We start from the raw sequence: 22479 nt of genomic DNA on the forward strand, positions 1-22479 counted from the left end.
TATCACTTTCAAAAAGAAAAACATCAACTACAATATTTTAAACTTTAATAATGTTAATAAAGGATACATTTAGTAACTTTAAATAGTTATTTTTATATCTAATAAAGAATAAATAATCCCAAACATTGATTTTTTAAAATAATGAAGTGAACGAAAAACTCATAGACAAAGTCTATGAGTTTTCTATTAAAGTGTACAGAGTATTCCTAAAATAGATACAACAGTTCCAAATATATCTCCAACACATAAAGAAGCAAGAAGCGAAAAAATACCTATCCCACCCCAAAAAGCTGACCCCGAATATGCAGAAACTTTTTCAGCTTTCTCAAAAGAAAATCTATTTTGTCCTTCAAGATCATAGATAACAGCCCTATCTTCTGCTTTAATAACAACACTTTTTTCTAATGTAGAAATAATTTCCTCTCCTTGAAATTTATTTTTTACAAAACTTGCATTTCCTTCCACAGTTTGTACAAAAAAAATAATAAATAATGTAAAAATAAATGAACATATACGATTTTTAAATAGTTTAAACATAGCTTTATTTGCTCCTCTTTTTCTTTACTGAAAAAGTAAAAGAATATACATATATATAACACAATATGTTATATATATGTATATATAATAATACATTATGTATTACATGTAAATACATAAAATAATATAAATTTTAATTTTTAAAATAATAGCTGATTAATTTAAAATAACAACAACAATATTAAAAAATTTCTGAAAGGAATAATTAATAAAATTTATTTGAAAATCAAATGATTATAAAATAATGCGAATACGATTGAGCATATCCTCGTATTACAAAAAATATTATAAAAGTAAGCTGTATCGATAGTTTGTATTCTATTATCATTACCTAAAATTTAGAAAAAATTATCAGATTTTACATAAAAATAATAATTTAGTTTGAAAAATTATATAATAGAATTTTTATAAATGCTTTGAGATAAAATAAACTTTAAAATAGTATAATATTAAAAGGTGTTAATATAATAATACTTATATATTATCGAGATAAAAGAAATATGAAATAGTACTTCGAAGATCTTTTATCGTATCACTTATCAATACAGTAGAGATTCTCTATCGTTAATATCGAGAAATGAAATTGATCGTAAGTAAAAACAGCAACCTAAAACAAATATATCTTCATAAATAGGCTCTGAAATAGTGTACTATTTTTTGAGAAAAACAGTTATAAGTTTTAAAAGAGCCGTCAGAATCTCCATTTTCAAACATAAAAGACGTTAACGAAATGATTTTCAACTTTATTAATATATAAAAACATCTCATAGATTCTTGAAAAAGGTTATTCAGGTTCCCTATCTTATATAGTATAGAGCATTGAAAATTTTGGTTTTTAAAGTTAATAAAACCTGCTTATAATAAAATAAGTCAACCTATCAAATTTACAAAGACATTATAAGCAACACTAGCGCGCTAAAAAACTACCTAAAACCAAATAAAAAGAGAGTCATGAAAAATGAGATGATCCCCTAAAATACTGAAAAACAACTTCCTTGCTTAATTTTCATAAAAGGGAGCTGATTTTTTTCTTCAATAGTGTAAATCACAGTCATATCTATATTTTGAGTAAATATATTTTCATCTTTATTAGTAAAAAATAGTTCTTTTTGAAATAAATATTCAGAAATATTTACATAAAACTCTGAAGTTTATGCAAAAAAATAATGAATGTTATAAAAACAAGGTAATAAAATTTATTTTTAAATATTTTAATCATAAATTAATGTTAATATATTTTATTTAAATATAAATCTTAAAATAATAAATTAAAAGTTGTAAAAATAAAAATTACTGTTTAATAATTTTCTCTTTTATATTAAATAATATATTTAATGCAAGCATAATTAAAATTTTAATGAAAAATTTGATCAAATATTTGAAAGAAAAGCGATAGAGTAATCTATTAGAAAATCGTGTTTTTGCAAAATCAGCTTAAGATAAGAACATTGAAAAAATAGCCCGTAAAAAACGATATTAAATAATAAATTTATCAATCACTCATCTTAAAAGCAACATACTGATTTATAATCATAGTCTATTATCCTATATGTTGAATGAAAAATCTCACGATTATAAATTTCTCTTAATTGTAACTGGGTTTATTTCCCTTGAATCAATCAAGTTTATTTGATTGAAAGTTACAAATGAGAGTGGTACGTAGATAAAAAAAACTTAAAGAAAAATCATTTATGAGGTATTTCAAGGGTTAAGTGCTGTTGTAAAGTTGGGCGTTAAAAAAATATATGATGATGCCACTTTTTTACTTCAACGAATCTGTAGATTTATGATTATACCATTCATGAACAGCATTGCAAAATAGGCTTGGATATTTAATGTTTCTTTAAAACAAGTGATGGGTTAACACAATGGAGGGTATCATGTATTCAAATGCATTTCTTTTTTATCATCTTAGCTCATCAAACTTTTTGCAATTTCGAAATGTCGCCTTGTGAGTGGCAATAAGCTGATTTATAAAGATAATCTATCGATTTTTAACTTAAATTCGAGTCTTGAATATCATAGAACTCTCTTATTGTACTTCCTCTCAAATTGAATCAATTGAAACCATTTGCCTCCACGCCAGTACTGCTTGTGATGTATGAGGAAATGGTTTCAATTGATTCAAGATAAAAGAGGTTTAGAACGAAAGAATTTGACAATCTTCAGCTCTTTTACGCAATATGAAAAATAATGAATTATCCTTATAAATCAAGTTATTATATTTTATTGATGTTCGATAGCCAAAGGGTGGCTACGCTTTACAAATGATTGTTCTATTTTGCCAAGGATTTTGTTTTACTTTGCCAAAGGTGTCGTATTGCGTCAAAGTCTGTCGTGCTACCCCAAAGAGGGCACTTGGAAAGTAGCAAATAGGATGATGATATTGGTATGTGAAATTCTAAGTTTTTTAACGTTTTGTTTTATCAAGTTTTTGTACGATTTTATCGGAAGTCCACTGGGTTATAATATTGAGCATGATCAAAAGGATAATGACGATGGTCATGATGAAGGTATTGTAGCGTTGATAGCCATAGCGGATTGCCATATCTCCTAAACCACCTCCACCGAGATAACCAGCCAGTGAGGTGGCTCCTATGAGAGAAATGATCATGACTGTAAAACCTGTAATCAGGCTAGGGAGGGCTTCAGGAATAAGAACATATCTGATAATCTGAAGGCGAGTTGCACCCATAGAGCGTATAGCTTCAATAAGACTTATTTCAATTGTTTTAAAAGAGAGTTCCGCCATGCGTGCATAAAAAGGAATAGCTGAAATGGTGAGAACAAAAATTACAGAGGGTATTCCCACACCTCTTCCGACAACAATACGTGTAATGGGAAGAAGATAAAATGCAAGAATAATAAAGGGAATAGCACGAATACTATCAATGATGATGCTTAAAGGGCGATGGATAAAAGATGAAGCAAAAATTCCTCCACGCGCTGTTGTATGAAGAAGAAGACCAAGTGGAAGCCCTATAATTAGAGCCATAACAGAAGCACTTATCGTCATCAATATTGTATCAAAAACGGCATTGGGGAGTTCATGAGATAAAACATTAGACATAACCTAAAACCTCGCAATATCGCCCCTTTTCGGTTAACCATTGAACGGCTTTTTTTAAAGCTTCTTTATCTTGAGCAGGAAGAGCAAGGAAGAGGCGTCCAATGGTTTCGCTCTGGACTGTATCAATACCACCATGGAGAATACGTGCTCTTAAACCGCTTGCATCTTCCAGAAGATGAAGAAAAGGTTGTTGGGCAATTTCTCCAGCAATGTTAATTTCAATAACAGCTTCTTGACCGATGGAGTTAAGATTTTTTGCATATTTTTCAGGAAGTTGTGGCGTAATAAGTTTGAGCATGGCAATCGTTGTTTCTTCTTGTGGTGATGTGAAAATATCTTTTACACATCCTTCTTCCACAATGCACCCTTGATTAAGGACAACAACGCGATGTGCAATAGTGCGTACTACTTCCATTTCGTGGGTAATAAGAACAATAGTAAGATTAAGGCGATTATTAATATCGGCTAGAAGTTCCAGGATAGATTGTGTTGTTTCAGGATCAAGAGCAGAGGTTGCTTCATCTGATAATAATATTTTAGGATTAGCGGCTAGAGAACGGGCAATACCAACACGTTGTTTTTGTCCTCCTGATAATTCTGCAGGATAACAATATTCTTTACCACATAATCCTACTAATTCAATAAGCTCAAGGGCACGTTTGTTCCGTTGCTTTTTGTTTACTCCTGTTAATTTGAGTGGTAAGGTAATGTTATCAATAACCTTTTGCGATGATAAAAGATTGAAATGTTGAAAAATCGTTCCAATACGTTGACGATAAGGCGCCCATTCTGTCTCTGATAGATTTGAAATATTTACACCTTCAAAAAAAAGAGACCCTTTATCAATTTTCTCTAGTCCATTTAAACAGCGAATAAGTGTTGATTTTCCTGCTCCACTACGACCGATAATACCAAGGATTTCACCGACATGGATATCGAGCGATAAGTTATCGATTGCCGGAATACCAGCCGTTTTGTTAAAACAACGGCTGACATTTTTTAAAGAAATGAGGGTATTTTTTTCCATTTAAAATTACCAGAATGTTTGGCATAGCTTCTAAGATATTTAGCAGAATTACCAAGATGTTTGTGCTGTTGGCCCAAAAATTTCTTTGATTTTTGCACGGACAGGTTCACTATTATAGGCAGTAACTAATTTTTTGACCCATGGTTCATCTTTGTTGTTGGTACGCACAACAATGATATTGTTATAGGAATTATTTTCTGCTTTTTCCCAAGCAATAACATCTTTTTGTAAGTCTAATCCAGAAACTAATGCCCAATTTGTATTGATAATGGTAATATCAAAATCATCAATAGCGCGCCCCAATATGCCAGCATCGAGTTCCTGAATTTGCAAGTTTTTGGGATTTTCAATAATATCCAGTGGAGACGCAAGAATATCGTGAGGGTCTTTTAATTTAATAAGTTCTAGAGAATTCAGAAGAAGTAAGGCTCTTCCACCATTGGATGGATCATTAGGAATACCGATATGTGCTCCATCGCGCAGTTCTTTTATGTCTTTAATTTTATGAGAATAGACACCTATTGGAGCAATAAACGTGTACCCTACGATTGAAAGTCTATAATCACGCTGCTCTATTTGATTGTTAAAATAAGGTGTGTGCTGAAAAGCATTTGCATCAATCTCTCCTGCGTTAACAGCATCGTTGGGCAAAGTATAATCAGAAAAATAAATAAGCTCGATTTCTAAACCAGCTTTTTTAGCTTGTTCAGCAGCAACTTTCCAAATGGCTGCTTCGTATCCTTCCATGACACCAAGTTTGATTTTTGATTGGTCTGTGGCCATGACAAAAGCTGTAGACAAAAAAAGTGCAAAGAGAGAAAGGAATAATCCTATAATCTGACTGCGAGAAAAAAAAATTGATGCCATATGCTTTTAACTTTCTTTTTCAAGAGATTTTTTGAGGGAAGTTTCAATATACCCTATACTCTTTTAGGGCAGTCTAAAATTATACAAGCTTTAGAGAATATTCAATCACTTTTATTTTAAGAAGAGTATTATTTTTCCTCTATTTTTCAGCATTTTTCGCGAAATATCATCATGAGTGAGTAGAAATTCAGACAATCAATTCTTCTATTGTACGTATTTGTTTAGGGAACTAATGACACTTTAAAAACTTCTTTAAGGGATGATTGGTTGAAGAGCCAAATTAATCAGATGATACTTTAGCAGTCAATTAATGATGAACATGTTGCGCAATCAAGGTCAAAAGGCTGTGTTGTGAGGGGATAAAGAGAGATTTGGTTGCACAATGTTATGAGACCTTTTAGGGGAGGAATAACGGTTGATGATCACTGCATTTAAACGCGGAAAATTTCTGCAAAGGTGAATATTGTGCTCTTCACATGTTAGAGAGGAAGAAAAATAATGTTAAGAAAAAATTTTTTATCAACGACAATGATTTTATGGGCTTTGGGAGCGTCAGGAGTCGCAATGACTACTTTTCACACGGAAGCTGGAACTATCGCAGGAACAGTTGCCCGTGTTGTATCAGGTCAGGTGTCTTTACGGACAGGTCCTGCAACAGCTTATAAAGTTATCGTAATGGTTCCAATGGGAGAAAAAGTGCAAATTTATGGCTGTTTATCCAATAAAACTTGGTGTTCTCTTGGTTATAATGGAAAAGTTGGTTGGGCATCTGCACGTTATGTAAATGTCAACAATGTTCCTACTATTGCTTTTACAAAGATGCCTGAAAAAGAAAAGTCCATGATAAAATCGCCAAAAGAAAAAATAAAGCAAGTGGTTTCTGATTTTAAAACTATTCCGGCAATTCAAAAAACACGGAAAAACATGCAAAAACTATATAGAACAGATGTGATTATCGATGCAACAGGTGTAAAAAAAAGGGATGAACGTACAATATTAAATCCGTCACCAAAAGCACAAAAAGTTTCTGTGAAGCATGTGAATGCTTATAATCCCTTCTTTCCTAATGATGTAAATTACAAAAATTTCGAGCGCAATGAAACGCGTTATCGTGTTGTGACTTATCCTGCTCCATAAGGATTAATGTCATAAAAGGAATGATAAAAAGTGTGGCAGTATGAAGCAAAAAATGCTTTATGCTGCTGATTCTGTTCGTGCTGTAAAGCGGCATCAAGGTGATGATTGGGGCACGCGACTTAAAAAGCGTGTTTATGTACGAGATCAATGTAGATTAGAAATTTTTGTTTTTTTAAAGGCAGAGAGAATTAAGAATATTCAGAGAAGAAGTTGTCAATGCTCCGATGTGCTGTCTTTTAGAACGATGTGAGATATAGAAGATTCTTAAAGAAGCCGGGCTTTTTATAGATCGGCTTTGTGGGGATTTTCGACCTTTCGGATAGGGAGATGGTTAATTAGCCGACTTAGGCTGTATCAAATTACGAGAAATGAGCAATTCAGCAATTTGAACTGCATTCAATGCTGCTCCTTTTCTTAAATTATCGGCGACAATCCAGAAAGCCAAACCATTTTCAACAGTGATATCTTCACGAACACGGCTAATAAAGGTATCATCTTCTCCTGTACATTCATAAGGTGTGGTATAGCCACCATCTTCGTGCTTATCGATAAGCTGACAACCGGGAGCGTCCCGTAGAATCGCTTGTGCTTCAGAGGCGCTTAATGGTTTTTCAAATTCAACATGAACGGCTTCCGCATGACTGATAAAAACAGGAACCCGAACAGCTGTGGCAGTTAATTTAATTTTCGGATCGAGAATTTTCTTCGTTTCCACGGTCATTTTCCATTCTTCTTTCGTGTAGCCATCTTCCATGAAAACATCGATGTGAGGAATAACATTAAATGCAATGCGTTTGGTAAATTTTTTTGATGTAATTGGATCTGCAACAAAAATTGCGCGTGATTGTTCGAAAAGTTCGTCCATTCCTTCTTTACCAGCTCCAGAAACCGATTGATATGTAGAGACAACAACACGTTTAATAATTGCAGCATCATGGAGAGGTTTTAAAGCTAAGACCAATTGAATTGTTGAACAATTTGGATTAGCTATAATATTACGTTTAGAAAAAGCATCTATAGCTGGGGCATTCACTTCAGGGACAATTAATGGAATATTGGCATCATAGCGCCACGTGGAAGAATTGTCGATAACGATACAACCGGATGCAGCGATTTTAGGAGCATACTCTTTGGAAATGCTCCCCCCCGCAGACATAAGACAAAAATCTGTGTCAGAAAAATCGTAAGTGTCCAGTGCTTTTACTTTTAAAGTTTTATCTCCATAAGAAACTTCTTGCCCTAAAGAACGTCGTGACGCTAGAGGGACAATTTTATGCGCGGGAAAACCACGCTCTTCTAAAATTGTGAGCATTTCACGACCAACATTTCCGGTTGCGCCAACAATTGCAACTTTAAAACTCATCTTCTACACTCCTCATGTCGCTCTACGTTTATTCCCGATGCTATACTCAGGAGAGAGCGAGTTGGTCAAGGAACAGCATTAAATTATGTTTTCAACAATCCCAACTTTATGCACCCCCATCATAATCGTTAGTGCAATAAATTGTTTTATTTCAAATGATATTGTCTTGTGAATCTTTCAGAATTAGAAAAAATTGAATATTATATGCTAAGTTAGTATCTCTTTTAAAATACCTTGATTAAGCGAATTGTTTATCTTTTGTCAATTGTTTACCTTCACTATTTTGATTTTTTTAAGATATTATTACGCATCACGTTGGTGAAAGGTTTGTTAAGTTTTTAATTATTTAACCTTTTCTCTATGTCTTTAAAGACGAAGATTCCTTTCCGGTTTGTAAACAGTAAGGTTCTAGTAGCTTTCTTTTGGCTTCTCACTCTTCGTTTAAAACTAAAGGTTCAATAAGAAAGCCTAAAAATATTTAATATGCATTCTAATAAATATCTCAAGGAGGTATGCATGTTTGATATCCTTATCCCCTAAATAACAGAATTTACAGCATAACAAGATAAACTCAAGTGTCTATGAGATAAAAAAGTCTTATGAAAGCTACATATGTAGTTTTTCGTATCCGTTTGGCATTTTATAGTTCTTATTTTTACTTTATTCTTTTATGCTATGATGCCATAAAACACCTTCATTTGAGGTAGGGGGGTAAAATTCCTTGATATATAAGTATTTTAGTACGTGGTGAAGATTTTTTAAGTTTGTTTGTTGAGAGTTTTCAGTTTAAGTGAAACATTTAAGTAAAGCAGAGTGGAAGCTAGATGCAACTCGGTAGAATCTGGACTGTTGACAGATAAGATGCGGTTAAAAATCTTTGTCCTTTGAGGTGGTGGTGGGGGGGAGAGACAGGCAAAATTCTCTTCAATGTTATTAAGGACGTTAATGATTTTCTTAATTAATTTATGCAACTAAAGGGATATTTTTTATCAGAAATTAATTGCACAATTGTCCTTTGTTTTTTTCGGGCAGGGAGTTGAATTTTTTCAAAAGTAAATATTTCTCTTTACGCGATATACTGTTATCCACTGATATAGCATGTAAAAGATGATACAGTTTGTGGTTTTTATTAATCTCCATAATAGTGGGTATCTTAAACATGTGGCTTTTTGGATGGGATCCATGGTTCTTCATATAAAATAGCATCCTATTGTGTTGCGTATTCGCATGTTTTAAAGGTATGCCTTAAAGCTTGTCGCACCTATTTTAAACGTCGTCTGTGTTGGGTATAATGATAAAGACCTCATAAATAATATAAAATTTATAGTATCCTCTATCTTGAGGCTTAATAAAAGAGCAAGCTAACATCATCACACTCTTTGTTAGTTCTTAGGTCTTTTTTTATAGTCTTTGGCACTTGAGAGTCTTTATAAGAGGCCATATGTTTATTTTAAATGTTATAAAATAAAGCCCATGGAATATAACCATCTTTATATTTAATAAACTTCGTTCCCTTGAGTTGGCTAAAAATGTTATTATAACTTTTGCGTTTAAAGGGATCATAAGAGGCATTTTTAGTCCTTTTTTCAAGCAAAGTTTTATCTCCATAAGAAACTTCATGCTAAATAAGCCATTTCATGCGCAAGAAAACCACTATTTTTATCAGGTATTTGTGTTTTGCAAGAAAATGGTTTTGATTGCTCTAATATGAACAGGCTAGAATGAAAGAAACTCATAGCAGTTAGGGTTTTTATTGTAAGAGGTAAAGCGATATAAATATCTTTATAAATCAATGTATTGCTATATCATAAAATGTTTTTTTCAAAACGCGCGAGTATTGAGATATCATATTGATAGAGGCTTGATAACAGTGGGCTTGAAATTACATAAAGATTTTTTTATGCGTTACGTTTCATTATCTTGCAAAGGGCGCGCTTCTGAAGCAAGCATAATGGGAACACCATCACGAATAGGGTAGGCAAGTTTGGCTTTAAGAGAAATGAGCTCTTGTGTTTCTTTGTTGAAAGAGAGTGTGCCTCTTGTTATTGGGCAGACAAGTAATTCGAGCATTTTGGGATCTGTGGTCATTTTTTTCATGTTTTGATGTTTATTAGTTTAAACGATAATCTGTGCCTGTTTGTTTCATGAGTGAACGTTCTGTTAATGCAAGAAGAGTTTGGGCACGGCTTCCTATATCTGGAGCTTCAAGGAGAGCTTGTTTTTCTGCTGGTGTAAAGGGGATAAGAGCTGAAAAAGCATTAACCAATATAGGGGTAGGGGCTTCTATGATACTGCTCCAATTATATTCCATTTCATGGATAGTCAGATATTTTTCAACAACGTCGAGTAAGTTTTCTCGATTAATGCTTTCTTCAATGTCAAGTTCTTGTAGGTCTTTTATGTTTGATTGGATGAGAGCTGTTCGATAGGATTTTGTATTTTTTAATTCTTGTTCTAAAGTGAAGCGGCAAACACCCTGTAATATAATGAACAGTTGTCCATTCCCTGTTTCACTGTAGTTTGTAATGCGCCCTATACAGCCTGTTTTATAAAGTTGTGTAGAAAAGCGGTTTGTATCTGATGAAAGGGGTTGAATAATGCCCAACAGACGATTGGACACCATAACGTTTTCAATCATTTCAAGTGATTCTGGTTCAAAAATATTGAGTGATAAAAAACCACCAGGCAGTAAGAGTGCACCTTCTAGAGGAAAAAGGGCAATTTGCTTTGGAAGATCATTTTCACAATTATAAGAGATATTACCAGCTTTCATGAGTATTTTTTGACCTTTGTTCGGTATTTTTGCTCTGTAAATAGTTGCAATTTATGACACTATTGAGAAAGCAAAAAATCCATTTCTTTTGCATTAAAACCATACTTATAAAATACTTGAAACCCTCATTCTTATAAGAATATAAAACCCTATCTTTAAGGTTAAATTGTGCAAGAAATAATATTGCTTTGCGATCTTTTTAGTGTGTGATATTTTGCATGATTTTCAAGGGGCTTTTTCGTTTATAGCTTTTGATTTTTGTCTTAAATTTCCTAAAATGTGTTCCTTACAATTTTTGTAAAGTTCAAAAGGATAACATTATAAATCTTTTGAAGCAGTTTATGCAAGTTTTAAAATGAGAGCATTTTCGTCGCTTTATTTTTTTATCACTTTTACTAATGACAGTGCGGTAAAGATAGGTTATAGATTAAAATATGCTGGAAAGAGCGTTCTCGTTTCTTTCATTCTTTTGCGGGAGAGTGCAGATTGCAAATTTTCGCATTGCCGCCGAAGGGGAAATAGCCCAGAATCTCTCAGGCATTAAGGACCGTAAAAGAAGGAAGGCAGATCTGGAAAGTCGGGAAAATCCGCACCGAAGGTGTAAGCGAAAGATCTTTTCGTGAATCTCTCAGGTTTATGACAGAGGGGTGTAGAAACGGCCATGTTGTGTGGGCGTTAGTGTGGCTTTGGAGTTATTATGGGCACAGCACAAGAAACATCTTTTTTAAAAACACTTCCTTTATATGATCTGCATGAAAAAGCAGAAGCAAAATTTGGCGTTTTTGCGGGTTGGAATATGCCTTTAACTTATCCTCTTGGTGTTTTGAAAGAGCACCTTCATACGCGTGAACATGCAGGACTTTTTGATATTTCGCATATGAAATTGATTGGTGTTGAAGGGGCACAAGCAGTGGAATTCTTATCTTATGCTTGCCCCATTGATGCAGCAGCTTTAAAGATTGGGCAATCACGGTATAATTATTTGCTTAATGAGCAGGCAGGTATTCTTGATGATCTTATCATCACTCGTTTGGCAGAAAATCGTTTTATCTTGGTTGCAAATGCTGGGAATGCACAGGCTGATTTTATAGAATTAGAAAAGCGCGCTGTTGATTTTGAATGTCAAGTGCTGGTCCTTGAAAGGGTATTGCTTGCTCTTCAAGGTCCTAAAGCAGCAGCTGTTCTTGCTGATGCAGATTTACCAGGGAATGAATTGTTCTTTATGCAAGGATTCGAACCACAACAAGATTGGTTTATAACGCGTTCTGGTTATACGGGAGAGGATGGTTTTGAAATTGCTGTACCCATAGGGCATGCACATGCGTTGGCTGAAAAATTGCTCAGTGATTCTCGTGTCGAGTGGATTGGACTTGCAGCACGCGATAGCTTGCGGTTGGAAGCAGGGTTGTGTTTGCATGGAAATGATATTACCCCCGATATAACGCCTATTGATGCTGCTCTGGCGTGGGCCGTCCATAAAAATGTTCGAGAAAAAGCGCAATTTTATGGTGCGAAGGCTTTTCTTGAAGTGATGCAAAAAGGACCTGTTCGTTGTCGTGTTGGATTAAAACCGCAAACACGCCAACCTATTCGTGCTGGTGCAGTGCTTCTCGATGATCAAGAAAATGAGATTGGTGTTGTAACATCAGGGGGATTTGGTCCTTCTTTTGATGGCCCTGTCGCTATGGGTTATGTTCCTGTTGATTATAAAGCTGAAGGGACACAAGTCTTTACCCAATTGCGCGGCAAAAAGATTGCTTTGGCAGTTCATTCACTTCCCTTTGTTGAACAACGTTATTTTAAAGGATGATTTTTCTATGTCTAAAACTTATTTTACAGAAGACCACGAATGGCTTAGCGTTGAAGGGCAAATGGTGACTGTTGGAGTAACGCGTTATGCGCAAGAGCAATTAGGCGATTTGGTTTTTGTTGATTTACCACAAAGTGGAACAAAAATCTCTAAAGGAGAGTCCGTTGCTGTTGTAGAATCTGTGAAGGCGGCATCAGATGTTTATGCTCCTCTTGATGGTGAAGTGATTGAAATTAATAAAGCATTAGCTGATCATCCTGAACTGGTCAATCAGAAAGCTGAAACAGAAGGCTGGTTATGGAAAATGACAATGTGGGATGAAACACAACTGGAAGGGTTGTTGGATGAAGACGCTTATAAAGCCTTGATTGGATGAGTATTATGAGCGAGCATTCCTTTTCTTCTCGACATATTGGGCTGCGTCCTGATGAAACACAAAAAATGCTTGATGTTCTAGAGCTTGATTGTGTTGATACACTTATTTCTCAAGCGGTTCCAAACTCTATTCATTTGAGACGTTCACTTAATCTTCCAAAGGCTGCGAGTGAAGGACAAGCCTTGGAAGAACTTGCCAAGATGATGGAGCGTAATTGTGTACACAAAAGTTTTATTGGGCAAGGGTATCATGGAACGCAGGTGCCTCCGGTTATTTTACGAAATTTGTTCGAAAATCCAGCTTGGTATACGGCTTATACGCCTTATCAAGCAGAAATTAGCCAAGGTCGTTTAGAGCTTTTATTTTATTTTCAGACATTGATTAGTGAATTGACAGGTTTGCCTGTTGCCGCTGCTTCCCTTCTTGATGAAGCAACGGCTTTCGCTGAAGCAAATGCTCTTGCTTTTCGTTTCACACGGGAGAAAAAAACAAAAATTTCCCTTCAGAGTCTTTTACATCCTCAGACTTTGAGTGTTGCGCAAACGCGTGCTGAAACACAAGGCATGTGTATTAGCCAAGAAAAGGAGATTTGTGCTGATACAGCAGCAATTGTTTTATCTTGGCCAGATACAAAAGGTTCTTTCCATGATTACAGTAAGATCATAAAAGAGGCAAAGGAAAAAGGAGCGCTGGTTATCGTTGTGGCTGATCCTTTAGCGCTTACCCTTATGGAACCTCCCGCTCAATGGGGCGCTGATATTGTTGTGGGTTCTATGCAGCGTTATGGGATCCCAATGGGGTTTGGTGGTCCACATGCTGGTTACCTTGCGGTTAGTGATGCATTAACGCGCCTTATTCCAGGGCGTATTGTGGGGCAATCTGTGGATACCAAAGGCCGGGTTGGTTTTCGTTTAGCTTTGCAAACACGTGAACAACATATTCGGCGCGATAAAGCGACGTCAAATATTTGTACAGCGCAAGCTTTATTGGCTAATATGGCAACAGCTTATGCTGTTTGGCATGGGCCAAAAGGCTTACAAGAAATTGCGCAGCGGATTCACCATTTAACATGCCGTTTTGTTGCTGGTTTAGAGAATTCAGGGATTCATGTGGAAGGTGAAAGCTTTTTTGATTGTGTGAGTATTTCTGTTAAGGGAAGAGCTCAAGAAATTGCTCATCAAGCAAAAATGGCGGGGCGCCTTGTTCGTGTTTTTGATGATGACACTATTGCCATCAATTTTGATGAATTATCGACCGAAGAAGATGCTTGTGCTTTAGCTCAGCTTTTGGGAGCTCGATTAGTTGATCAGGCTTCTCCACGGCTCTTTGGTCAAGAACGGGATGTGGCTTTTCTTTCTCAGCCTTTTTTTCATGCGGTTCATTCAGAGACAGATATGATGCGCTTTTTGCGTCGCTTGGCGGATAAAGATTTGGCACTGGATCGTGCTATGATCCCTCTTGGTTCTTGTACAATGAAGCTTAATGCAGCGGCTGAATTGATGCCTGTAAGTTGGACGAGCATGGCCAATATACACCCCTTTGTTTCACAAGAGGATGCTGCGGGTTATTTGGAGATGGTCAATCAGTTAAATGTATGGTTGTGTGAAATTACAGGATTTGCGCAAGTCTCTTTTCAGCCAAACTCTGGTGCTCAAGGGGAGTATGCAGGACTTTTGGCGATCCGACGATATTACCAATCACGGAGTGAACATCAACGTACAATTTGTCTTATTCCGGCATCTGCGCATGGTACTAATCCGGCTTCGGCGCATATGGCAGGGATGGAAGTCGTTGTGGTAAAGTGTTTAAGCGATGGCGATGTTGATGTGGATGATCTCAAAATAAAAGCGCAATTGCATAAGGATAAATTGGCAGCTCTCATGATTACTTATCCTTCAACCCATGGTGTCTATGAGGAAAGTATTAAGGAAATTTGTGCTATTATTCATGAAAATGGTGGACAAGTTTATTTTGATGGCGCTAATCTCAATGCGCTTGTGGGGATTGCTCGTCCGGCAGATATTGGTGCCGATGTTTGTCATATGAATCTTCATAAAACATTTGCTATTCCCCATGGAGGGGGTGGGCCTGGTATGGGGCCAATTGGGGTTGCAGCGCATCTCAAGCCATTTTTACCAGGGCATGAACAGGATGGGACAACTCATGCAGTTTCGGCTGCTCCTTATGGAAGTGCATCTATTCTTGCGATTACATGGATGTATATTCGAATGATGGGAGCTGATGGCTTAAAATATGCAACTCAAATAGCTATTTTAAATGCTAATTATATTGCTGCTCGTCTTTCATCAGCTTATTCCATTCTCTATCGGGGAAAGTATGGGCGGGTTGCTCATGAATGTATTGTGGATACGCGTGTGTTGAAAGAGCAGTATGGGGTGAGTGTTGAGGATATTGCAAAACGTCTCATTGATTATGGATTCCATGCCCCTACGATGTCATTTCCTGTTCCGGGAACTTTGATGATTGAGCCAACGGAGTCAGAATCAAAAGAAGAGATTGATCGTTTCTGTGATGCTTTACTCTCTATTGCTGAAGAGGCTAGAAAAGTTGGTAGCGGGATTTGGCCAAAAGATAATAATCCATTGGTAAATGCACCTCATACAGTGACAGATATTTTGGATGATGTTTGGACGCGACCTTATTCGCGACAAGAAGCTGCTTTTCCTAATAGTTCTTTGGATCCAGCTAATAAATATTGGCCTCCTGTATCCCGTATTGACAACGTTGCTGGAGATAGAATGCTCATTTGTTCGTGTCCACCAATGAGAAATACCTATTAAACGAAAAATATTTATTCGATTTATTTATTTGTTTGAATGAAAAAAGCCCACACATTTTGTGTGGGTTTTGTGCGTATTGATTGTATTGCTATGGTGTATTGATATGTTCTCTAAAATTTTATGTTGTTTTTTTATAACGTGAGCAAAATCAAAAAAGTGGAAAAAAGTGTTATGTGTTGTAAGAAATATATGAATGCGTAGTCATAATCTATAAATTCATCTCTATCGGATAAGAGATACAAATAGGCAAAGAGTATGTGTTGTTTTTTATTTTAAATTTATTCATAATGGAGCAATAGCATTTTTTGCGCGTTATAAGGGGGAGAGATGCGGAGATAAAAACCTTCTTATAAATCGTTCTCAATGTAAGAGCTGCTCTATGACATTAAATGGGGTTATATCTTTTCATTTAAACAGAATACACTTAATATCATCCATTAATGCTTGTTTTAAAGAAATATTTCTTACATCTATTTTACAACAATATCCATAAAAGGTATAAGATAAACGATGATATAGAGTCTATCGTGCATTATTCTCTTTTATTGCAGCAAAGTGTGAATCAGATCCCTTAATTACTTATTGTCTAATTTCCAATGATATAACAGTATCTTAAATGGTTCATAAGAGGTGTTTATTGTCTTATTAAATGATTTTTATCAACATACAGTCTAAGTTGTGTACGCAAGCAAAACACTTTGATTGCTTCATTATGAAAAAGGATGAAGTAAGAGGTACTTACGATATTGGGTGCTGTCATTCAATATGTAAATTACAAATTAATACTTTGATTTAATTCGGCAATTAATTTTAAAAATTTGGTAATAGATTCTTTTCATCAATCGATCTATTTTGATGTCCCTTTGAATGGGTGGTGTCTGTGCTTTCTAGGTAATTGATTTTATAAAATACTTTATAAAAGTTTCCTAATTTTCTAAAATGATGATTTTTATTAGTTTATCTCGTTAAAGAGTCTTATGTGTAAATATATTTATAGCGTGATCCAAGAGACGTTAGAATTTCATTGGGAAGAGTGTTAGCATCTATAGATACTTTTTCAAGTGTTTGATTGGGGCCAATGAGTTCTACCCAGTCACCCGTTTGAGGTTTTTGATCAAGATCGGTTGTATCTACAATAATGGCGTCCATAGAAATGCGTCCAACTATGGGAAGTTTGTGCCCATGGAAATAAACTGTTCCTTTATTTGAAAGAGTACGAAGCCAACCGTCTGCATAGCCAATAGAAATGGTTGCAAGAGTGCTTGGCCTGTTGGTTATAAAGCTTTCTCCATAACCAACAGGTAATCCTGTACCAACAACGCGGCTTTGAATGATTTGGGCTTCAAGTTTTAAAACAGGTTTCAGAAGGGATGGGTGTTTTCCTGAGGGGTCGATGCCGTAAAGAGCAATACCGGGGCGAACAAGGTCAAAATAAAAATCTGATCCCAGAAAAATACCTCCAGAATTTGCAAGGGAAGCTCTACATGTTGGTAGTTGTGTAAGGGTATTTTTGAAAGAAGTTAATTGGGTGTAATTTGATGGGTGGGTATTATCTTCTCCATTAGCAAGGTGACTGAGAATATATTTTATGTCTGCAGTTTCAAAAATTGTAGGGCGTTTGATGAGTTTTTGTAATTCTTTTTGATCAAGTCCTAATCGGTTCATATGGGTATCGACTTGAATAATTGCTGGTAATTTTTTATCTTTTTTTTGACAAATTTTTTGCCAATTTTCAATGGCATTCCAAGAGTTCAGTACAGGAACAAGACCAGATTGTGCTACAAATTCTTCTGTTAAGTGTGGAAGTCCATTCAGAAAGGCAATTGTGACATTTGATGGTAAAATGCTTTTTAATTGCAATGCTTCTCTAATTTGGGCGACAAAAAAAGTGCGACAACCAACTTGATAAAGGGCAGGAGCAATTTTGTGAGCTCCTAGCCCATAGGCATTTGCCTTTACAACTGCTGAACATTCCGTTGGCGCTACGCGTTTGGCTAAAGCGATATAATTGGCAACAATGGCACTAACATCAATGGTTGCTACAGCTGCATAGAGGGATGTATTTATTTCATCATTAACGGCTTTGTTCATTTTAAAATCTTATCTATATTCGTGAAGTAGGCAGTTTTCTTTGGTGTTGTTTCATAGAAGTTCCTTGTGATATATGGCAAGATATTGATTGCTATGGTCAAAACCATAAGGAGACTATACTGAATTATGTACTAGGAAAGCAGTTTTTTAGGTAAAATAATATTTGCGACATAAGAAATATTTTAGTTTCATTTATGTTGTTATCCACATGGTATCTTTTGATAATTTGTGAAACATAACTTTCTATTGTATACTTAATTTTTCCTAGTGTGAGCTTAAAAAAAGAAAGCATAATTCATTGTAGTATATTCTTGTGAAGAGTGCAATGTTATGCTTTTATTTCTGGGGGAGCTCTTTCTATTAAATATGTACGGTTTGCTTATTTATAGCATGAAAAACGATATATTATTCATCCTAAATTCATGAATTACAAATTTTCTACCCTGAGGGTGGTGCAAATCAGTCATCTGCGCAATTTTGAATATTATTTTATTCATTTAAAGTTACTTTTGTTAAATGAGAAAGAGAGTGTAAACGCTTTCTGAGCCATTAAAAGTTGTTGATTTGGATATTATTTTTTTAAGACGAATTGAATATACGATATCGTTTGGTTGGTTTTAAGTGGAAGAATTTTTATCAACCATTAGAGTGCGTAAGACTTAATTTATGGATGAAAAGAGCAGTCGTAAAAAAGGTTATTCAGGAAAATAATGAATATAATAGCGAAATTTTGTTGAGGAGTTGTACGGTTATCGTTCAATCCATAAAAGTTTTATCTCTTTTAATCTTAAGGTTTTCGATCATAAATTTTGTAAAGCGAAAGAGTATTATAGCGTTATAATGTGCATTATATATTAAAATAGAAAAGAGGGCAGTGATTGTTTAATGCTCAGTATTTTTCTTTTTCTTTTGGGCATGAGGTGTATTCATATTTTCCTCGTGCGATTAACTTTGACATAAAGATGTTAATCTCAAGCTTTTTGTTTTAAGAAAATTGTTGGCAGATGATTATACAAGTACTATACCACGTCAAGGATTCGAAATTTAACGTTCAATAAATATATGGGTAAGAGTATGAATACCTCTGCTACTAATGTTCCGTCAAACATCAGCAGCGTTGCGAATTTTCCAATTTCTGAGAATGTGTTCGCACTTACCGTCCAAGAGGTTTATCACTATACAGATCGGTTATTTAAATTTCGCTTGAATCGTCCGGAAAGTTTTCGTTTTCGTTCGGGTGAGTTTGTTATGATTGGTTTGCCAAATGCAGCAAAGCCGGTTTATCGTGCTTATTCGATTGCCAGTCCTTTTTGGGATGAACAGCTTGAGTTTTTTTCGATAAAAGTTCCAGGGGGGCCATTAACTGAGCATCTCCAAAAGATTAAAATTGGTGATACAGTTCTTATGCGTAAAAAACCTACAGGAACATTGGTTCTTGATGCTCTTATTCCTGGAAAACGCCTTTATCTTCTTTCAACCGGTACGGGGGTTGCTCCTTTTGCAAGCCTTATTCGTGATCCTGAGACATATGAAAAATTTTCAGAAGTTATTCTTATTCAAACAACGCGCGAAAAGAATGAGTTGATTTATGCAAAGGATCTTGTTTTCTCTTTGCAACAAGATCCACTCATTGGAGTGTATGCACAACAGTTAAAATTTTATCCTATGACTACTCGTGAACCTTCTGAATATATGGGACGTATTACGACTGTTATGGAGAGTGGATGCTTTTTTGAAACTACTGGTCTTCCCAAAATTCATCCTGATGAAGATCGGGTGATGATTTGTGGCTCTATGGCTATGATAAAAGATTGTGCGAGGATATGTGAAAGCTTTGGCCTTGTTGAAGGGGCTAATAATGCGCCTGCATCTTATGTTTTAGAGCGCGCTTTTGTGGGTTGAGTGGAAAAAGCTGTTGCTTTTTTTCAACAACCGTTTTTAAAATAGTCGATTTCCTCAAAATTCATCCGGATAAAATTGGATGATGATTTGTGGTTCCATAGCCGTGATAAAAGATTGTGCAAGGATATGTGAAAGCTTTGGCTTTGTTGAAGGGGCTAATAGTGCTCTTGCACCTTATGTTGTAGAGCACGCTTTTTTGAAAGAGAGGAGAGTTGTGCTGCAGTGTATCGCACTTTTTTGTGTGATACCAGTTGTAGGGAAAAACTAGATATCAGAGAAGGGAGCGGATAAAGCTTGGATGAAGGCAATACTTCCAGCGGCTTTAGCAAGGAAAAATTTAAGATATGAATAGTCTTTGTCTAATGCTTGTATGAGTTTATTTGGGGTGTTTGCACTGGGAGAAGGGAAATTTCACTATTTTTCGCATCATTGATTAATTCATTGGATAATCCAGGGGTTGCAATAAATTTTGCTCTTACTTGTTTGGTTTGTTCGTAGTGTATCGTGTTGAGAATTGTTTTGGCTCCAACAATTGCTTCAGGGATTTTTTTTATGTAATTATTTGAATTGTTTGAAGAGCGTTTGGTGTGCGCAATGTGATCTCAATTGTTTTTAAGCCACCTTTGACAAGAGCACGTGTTAAGGGTAAAGCACTTTGTAGATTATCGATGAGTAAAACAAGTATAACCATTTGTCTTTGGAGATAGAATAAAAGCTTTTCTCTTTTTTGGCACATGATATTCTTTCTTTTTGGAGATGATATTATTTATACCGTTTGATTAAGCACAATATGCTAAAGAGTACATGAATAAACCTTGAAATTGAATGAAACTCGCATTATGGCAAAATATATGGAAAAGAATTTTAAAGTTGCTGCACTTTATTGCTTTGCAGATTTGAAGCATTATCGTCAATTACAAAAACCTTTGCAGAATTTATGTCAAGCAAAGGATATCAAAGGAACTTTGCTTTTAGCACAAGAGGGAATTAATGGAACTGTTGCTGGTTCTTGTGCTGCGATTGAGGCGTTGGTGGAGTTTATTATGGGTGAACCAGCATTTCAAATGCCGGAAATTAAGTATTCATGGGCATCAAAAATGCCTTTTCATCGCCTGAAAGTGCGGTTGAAAAAAGAGATTGTAACAATGGGGATTGAAGGAATTGATCCGCTAAAAGTTGTTGGAACTTATGTGGATCCTGAAGATTGGAATGCTCTTATTCAAGATGAAGAAACCATTTTAATCGATACGCGGAATGATTATGAATATGCCATAGGGAGTTTTCAAGGAGCGATTGATCCGCGGATTAAAACATTTCGCGAATTTCCTGAATGGGTACGTCGACATGAGGCTGATTTAAAAGAGAAAAAGAAAATTGCCATGTTTTGTACAGGTGGCATTCGTTGTGAAAAATCAACAGCGTATGTTCGTGAACTTGGTTATGACCAAGTGTATCATTTAAAAGGAGGGATTCTAAAATATTTAGAAAAAATTCCAAAAGAGGAAAGTTTATGGTGGGGTGAGTGCTTTGTTTTTGATGAACGGGTTTCTGTTCAACATGGCCTTGAAGAATGTGGGCGCGAATTATGTCGCGCGTGTCGTTCTCCTCTGAATGCTGAAAGCAAATTATCGCCTCATTATGAAGAAGGGGTTTCTTGTGATGCTTGTTATAATACGCGCAGTGAAGCAGATAGAGAGCGCTTTCGTGAGCGCCATAGGCAATTCCAATTGTTGAAGTTGCGTGCTATTGATTCTCATCAAGGTACATAAGGATATCTTTGTGTAAGGATTTAAATTTTAGCTTTTTTCTCTTAAATTTTAAGTGGAAAGAGATTTTTGATCTTCTAGAAAAAGTTTTATAAGATCGGATGTTGTTTGGTCTTTTGGTCTGCATTAAGCTATTCGGTTTATAAATACTCATTATAGATCGTTTTGCTCTCTTGGATTTTATAGGACTGAGTATTGCAAATACTTTTCATTTTAAAACGGAAAAGCCATTTACTAACAGTTTAACACATTGATTTATAATATTTATTGTTTACATGTTGAATAAGAGATCTGAACATCGTAGGGTTTTCTTATGCCAAGTCTGTTCTATGTTAAGCAATTCAAACTATATTTCTTATGAATGTCTTAAATGTTAAAGGTTGTCACACAATATTGGGGGAAGTATGTGATAAGGCGTGGCTTGCCTTTTTATGAAGCATAAAGATGGGGGGCTCAATAGATTTTATATATTTCATAGAGGCTTTACTGTTATATCATTTATGGGCGCTGGTGCGAAATGAGCTCAAGCACTTTAAGAAATGTTTCTTTAAAGAAAGCACGTGAAGATGTAACTAAAGGATATTTTGCTTGTGATATTCCATTTTATATGAGGGGCGTGATCCCATTAAATTAAAGAAACGATAAACAAGAGCGTGAGGCAGTGCGTCATTTTGATGATTTAAAAGACAGTGCTTTAGATGTTTTTGAAAATCGTAAAGCTGAATGAAAAAATAATGGTAAAAATGGTTACTGGTTTTGAAATTTTATACTCTTCCAAAATTAAGCTGTCTCTCCGTTTTATTACAGGGGAGGGTGAGCTATAGTTTTAAGAGAAAAGTGTGCGAATGAATAAAATGTAACTCATTAAGAGAAGATGAAAAAGCAGCTGTAAAGTTAAGAGAAATAGAATGTTAACAGGACCTTATAACGTCATAATTTAATAGGGGAAATTAATGTAT

Annotated in this window: 15 protein-coding genes, 1 pseudogene and 2 riboswitches; of the genes and pseudogenes, 7 read left to right on the forward strand and 9 right to left on the reverse strand. The window is 35.3% G+C overall.

The features are described 5' to 3' along the window. Positions 1-186 precede the first annotated feature (186 nt). From MCY_RS06395 to MCY_RS06410, 4 genes are all read right to left on the reverse strand, one after another. Positions 187-537, reverse strand: a complete 351-nt coding sequence (locus MCY_RS06395) for a hypothetical protein (protein ID WP_007347557.1) — start codon at positions 535-537, stop codon at positions 187-189. 2410 nt (positions 538-2947) lie between these two features. Continuing rightward, positions 2948-3607, reverse strand: coding sequence for a methionine ABC transporter permease (locus MCY_RS06400; protein WP_007347558.1), 660 nt, complete (start codon positions 3605-3607; stop codon positions 2948-2950). Then, complete coding sequence (locus tag MCY_RS06405; RefSeq protein ID WP_007347559.1) at positions 3600-4634, reverse strand: methionine ABC transporter ATP-binding protein; 1035 nt, start codon at positions 4632-4634, stop codon at positions 3600-3602. Before MCY_RS06405 ends, MCY_RS06400 begins: the two co-directional genes overlap by 8 nt. Positions 4635-4682: 48 nt before the next feature. Then, positions 4683-5501 carry a MetQ/NlpA family ABC transporter substrate-binding protein gene (locus tag MCY_RS06410; protein WP_007347560.1) on the reverse strand — a complete coding sequence of 273 codons (819 nt, stop codon included), beginning with the start codon at positions 5499-5501 and terminating at the stop codon, positions 4683-4685. A gap of 498 nt (positions 5502-5999) precedes the next feature. Here MCY_RS06410 and MCY_RS06415 point away from each other — a divergent pair, with 498 nt between their 5' ends. Next, entirely contained in the window at positions 6000-6638 is a 639-nt protein-coding gene (locus MCY_RS06415; protein WP_007347561.1) for an SH3 domain-containing protein, read from the forward strand. 40 nt (positions 6639-6678) lie between these two features. Then, positions 6679-6888, forward strand: coding sequence for a hypothetical protein (locus tag MCY_RS06420; RefSeq protein WP_007347562.1), 210 nt, complete (start codon positions 6679-6681; stop codon positions 6886-6888). An 81-nt stretch (positions 6889-6969) separates the two neighbouring features. On the opposite strand, the gene MCY_RS06425 is transcribed toward MCY_RS06420, so the two are convergent. From MCY_RS06425 to MCY_RS06440, 3 genes are all read right to left on the reverse strand, one after another. Then, the gene (locus MCY_RS06425; RefSeq protein ID WP_007347563.1) at positions 6970-8001 is read right to left on the reverse strand and encodes an aspartate-semialdehyde dehydrogenase; all 1032 of its coding nucleotides are present in this window, start codon (positions 7999-8001) and stop codon (positions 6970-6972) included. Between the two features lie 1905 nt (positions 8002-9906). Next, complete coding sequence (locus MCY_RS06435; RefSeq protein ID WP_007347564.1) at positions 9907-10098, reverse strand: Trm112 family protein; 192 nt, start codon at positions 10096-10098, stop codon at positions 9907-9909. Between the two features lie 13 nt (positions 10099-10111). After that, positions 10112-10774: an LON peptidase substrate-binding domain-containing protein gene (locus tag MCY_RS06440; protein ID WP_007347565.1), complete on the reverse strand. Its 663-nt coding sequence runs from the start codon at positions 10772-10774 to the stop codon at positions 10112-10114. A gap of 462 nt (positions 10775-11236) precedes the next feature. Beyond that, positions 11237-11334: riboswitch (glycine riboswitch) on the forward strand. Between the two features lies 1 nt (position 11335). After that, positions 11336-11427: riboswitch (glycine riboswitch) on the forward strand. A gap of 44 nt (positions 11428-11471) precedes the next feature. Here MCY_RS06440 and gcvT point away from each other — a divergent pair. From gcvT to gcvP, 3 genes are read left to right on the forward strand one after another with little or no spacing between them, the layout of a single operon-like run. After that, positions 11472-12584 (forward strand): glycine cleavage system aminomethyltransferase GcvT, encoded by a 1113-nt coding sequence (gcvT, locus tag MCY_RS06445; RefSeq protein ID WP_007347566.1) that lies wholly within the window; start codon positions 11472-11474, stop codon positions 12582-12584. 7 nt (positions 12585-12591) lie between these two features. Then, positions 12592-12960: a glycine cleavage system protein GcvH gene (gene gcvH, locus MCY_RS06450; protein WP_007347567.1), complete on the forward strand. Its 369-nt coding sequence runs from the start codon at positions 12592-12594 to the stop codon at positions 12958-12960. A gap of 5 nt (positions 12961-12965) precedes the next feature. Continuing rightward, positions 12966-15761 carry an aminomethyl-transferring glycine dehydrogenase gene (gene gcvP / locus MCY_RS06455; RefSeq protein ID WP_007347568.1) on the forward strand — a complete coding sequence of 932 codons (2796 nt, stop codon included), beginning with the start codon at positions 12966-12968 and terminating at the stop codon, positions 15759-15761. Positions 15762-16736: 975 nt separating this feature from the next. On the opposite strand, the gene alr is transcribed toward gcvP, so the two are convergent. Then, complete coding sequence (gene alr, locus MCY_RS06460; protein ID WP_007347569.1) at positions 16737-17852, reverse strand: alanine racemase; 1116 nt, start codon at positions 17850-17852, stop codon at positions 16737-16739. A 1074-nt stretch (positions 17853-18926) separates the two neighbouring features. On the opposite strand from alr, the gene MCY_RS06465 reads away from it, so the two are divergent. After that, on the forward strand, positions 18927-19754 hold the full coding sequence (locus MCY_RS06465) for a ferredoxin--NADP reductase (RefSeq protein ID WP_019224564.1): 828 nt from the start codon (positions 18927-18929) through the stop codon (positions 19752-19754). A 267-nt stretch (positions 19755-20021) separates the two neighbouring features. Here the strand turns inward: MCY_RS06465 and MCY_RS10345 are convergent. Continuing rightward, a pseudogene (locus MCY_RS10345) lies at positions 20022-20490 on the reverse strand (beta/alpha barrel domain-containing protein); the annotation flags it as partial. Between the two features lie 115 nt (positions 20491-20605). On the opposite strand from MCY_RS10345, the gene trhO reads away from it, so the two are divergent. Beyond that, positions 20606-21523, forward strand: a complete 918-nt coding sequence (gene trhO / locus MCY_RS06480) for an oxygen-dependent tRNA uridine(34) hydroxylase TrhO (protein ID WP_035008740.1) — start codon at positions 20606-20608, stop codon at positions 21521-21523. Positions 21524-22479: the final 956 nt, after the last annotated feature.

It is taken from the genome of Bartonella rattimassiliensis 15908 (assembly GCF_000278215.1).
Lineage (GTDB): Bacteria > Pseudomonadota > Alphaproteobacteria > Rhizobiales > Rhizobiaceae > Bartonella > Bartonella rattimassiliensis.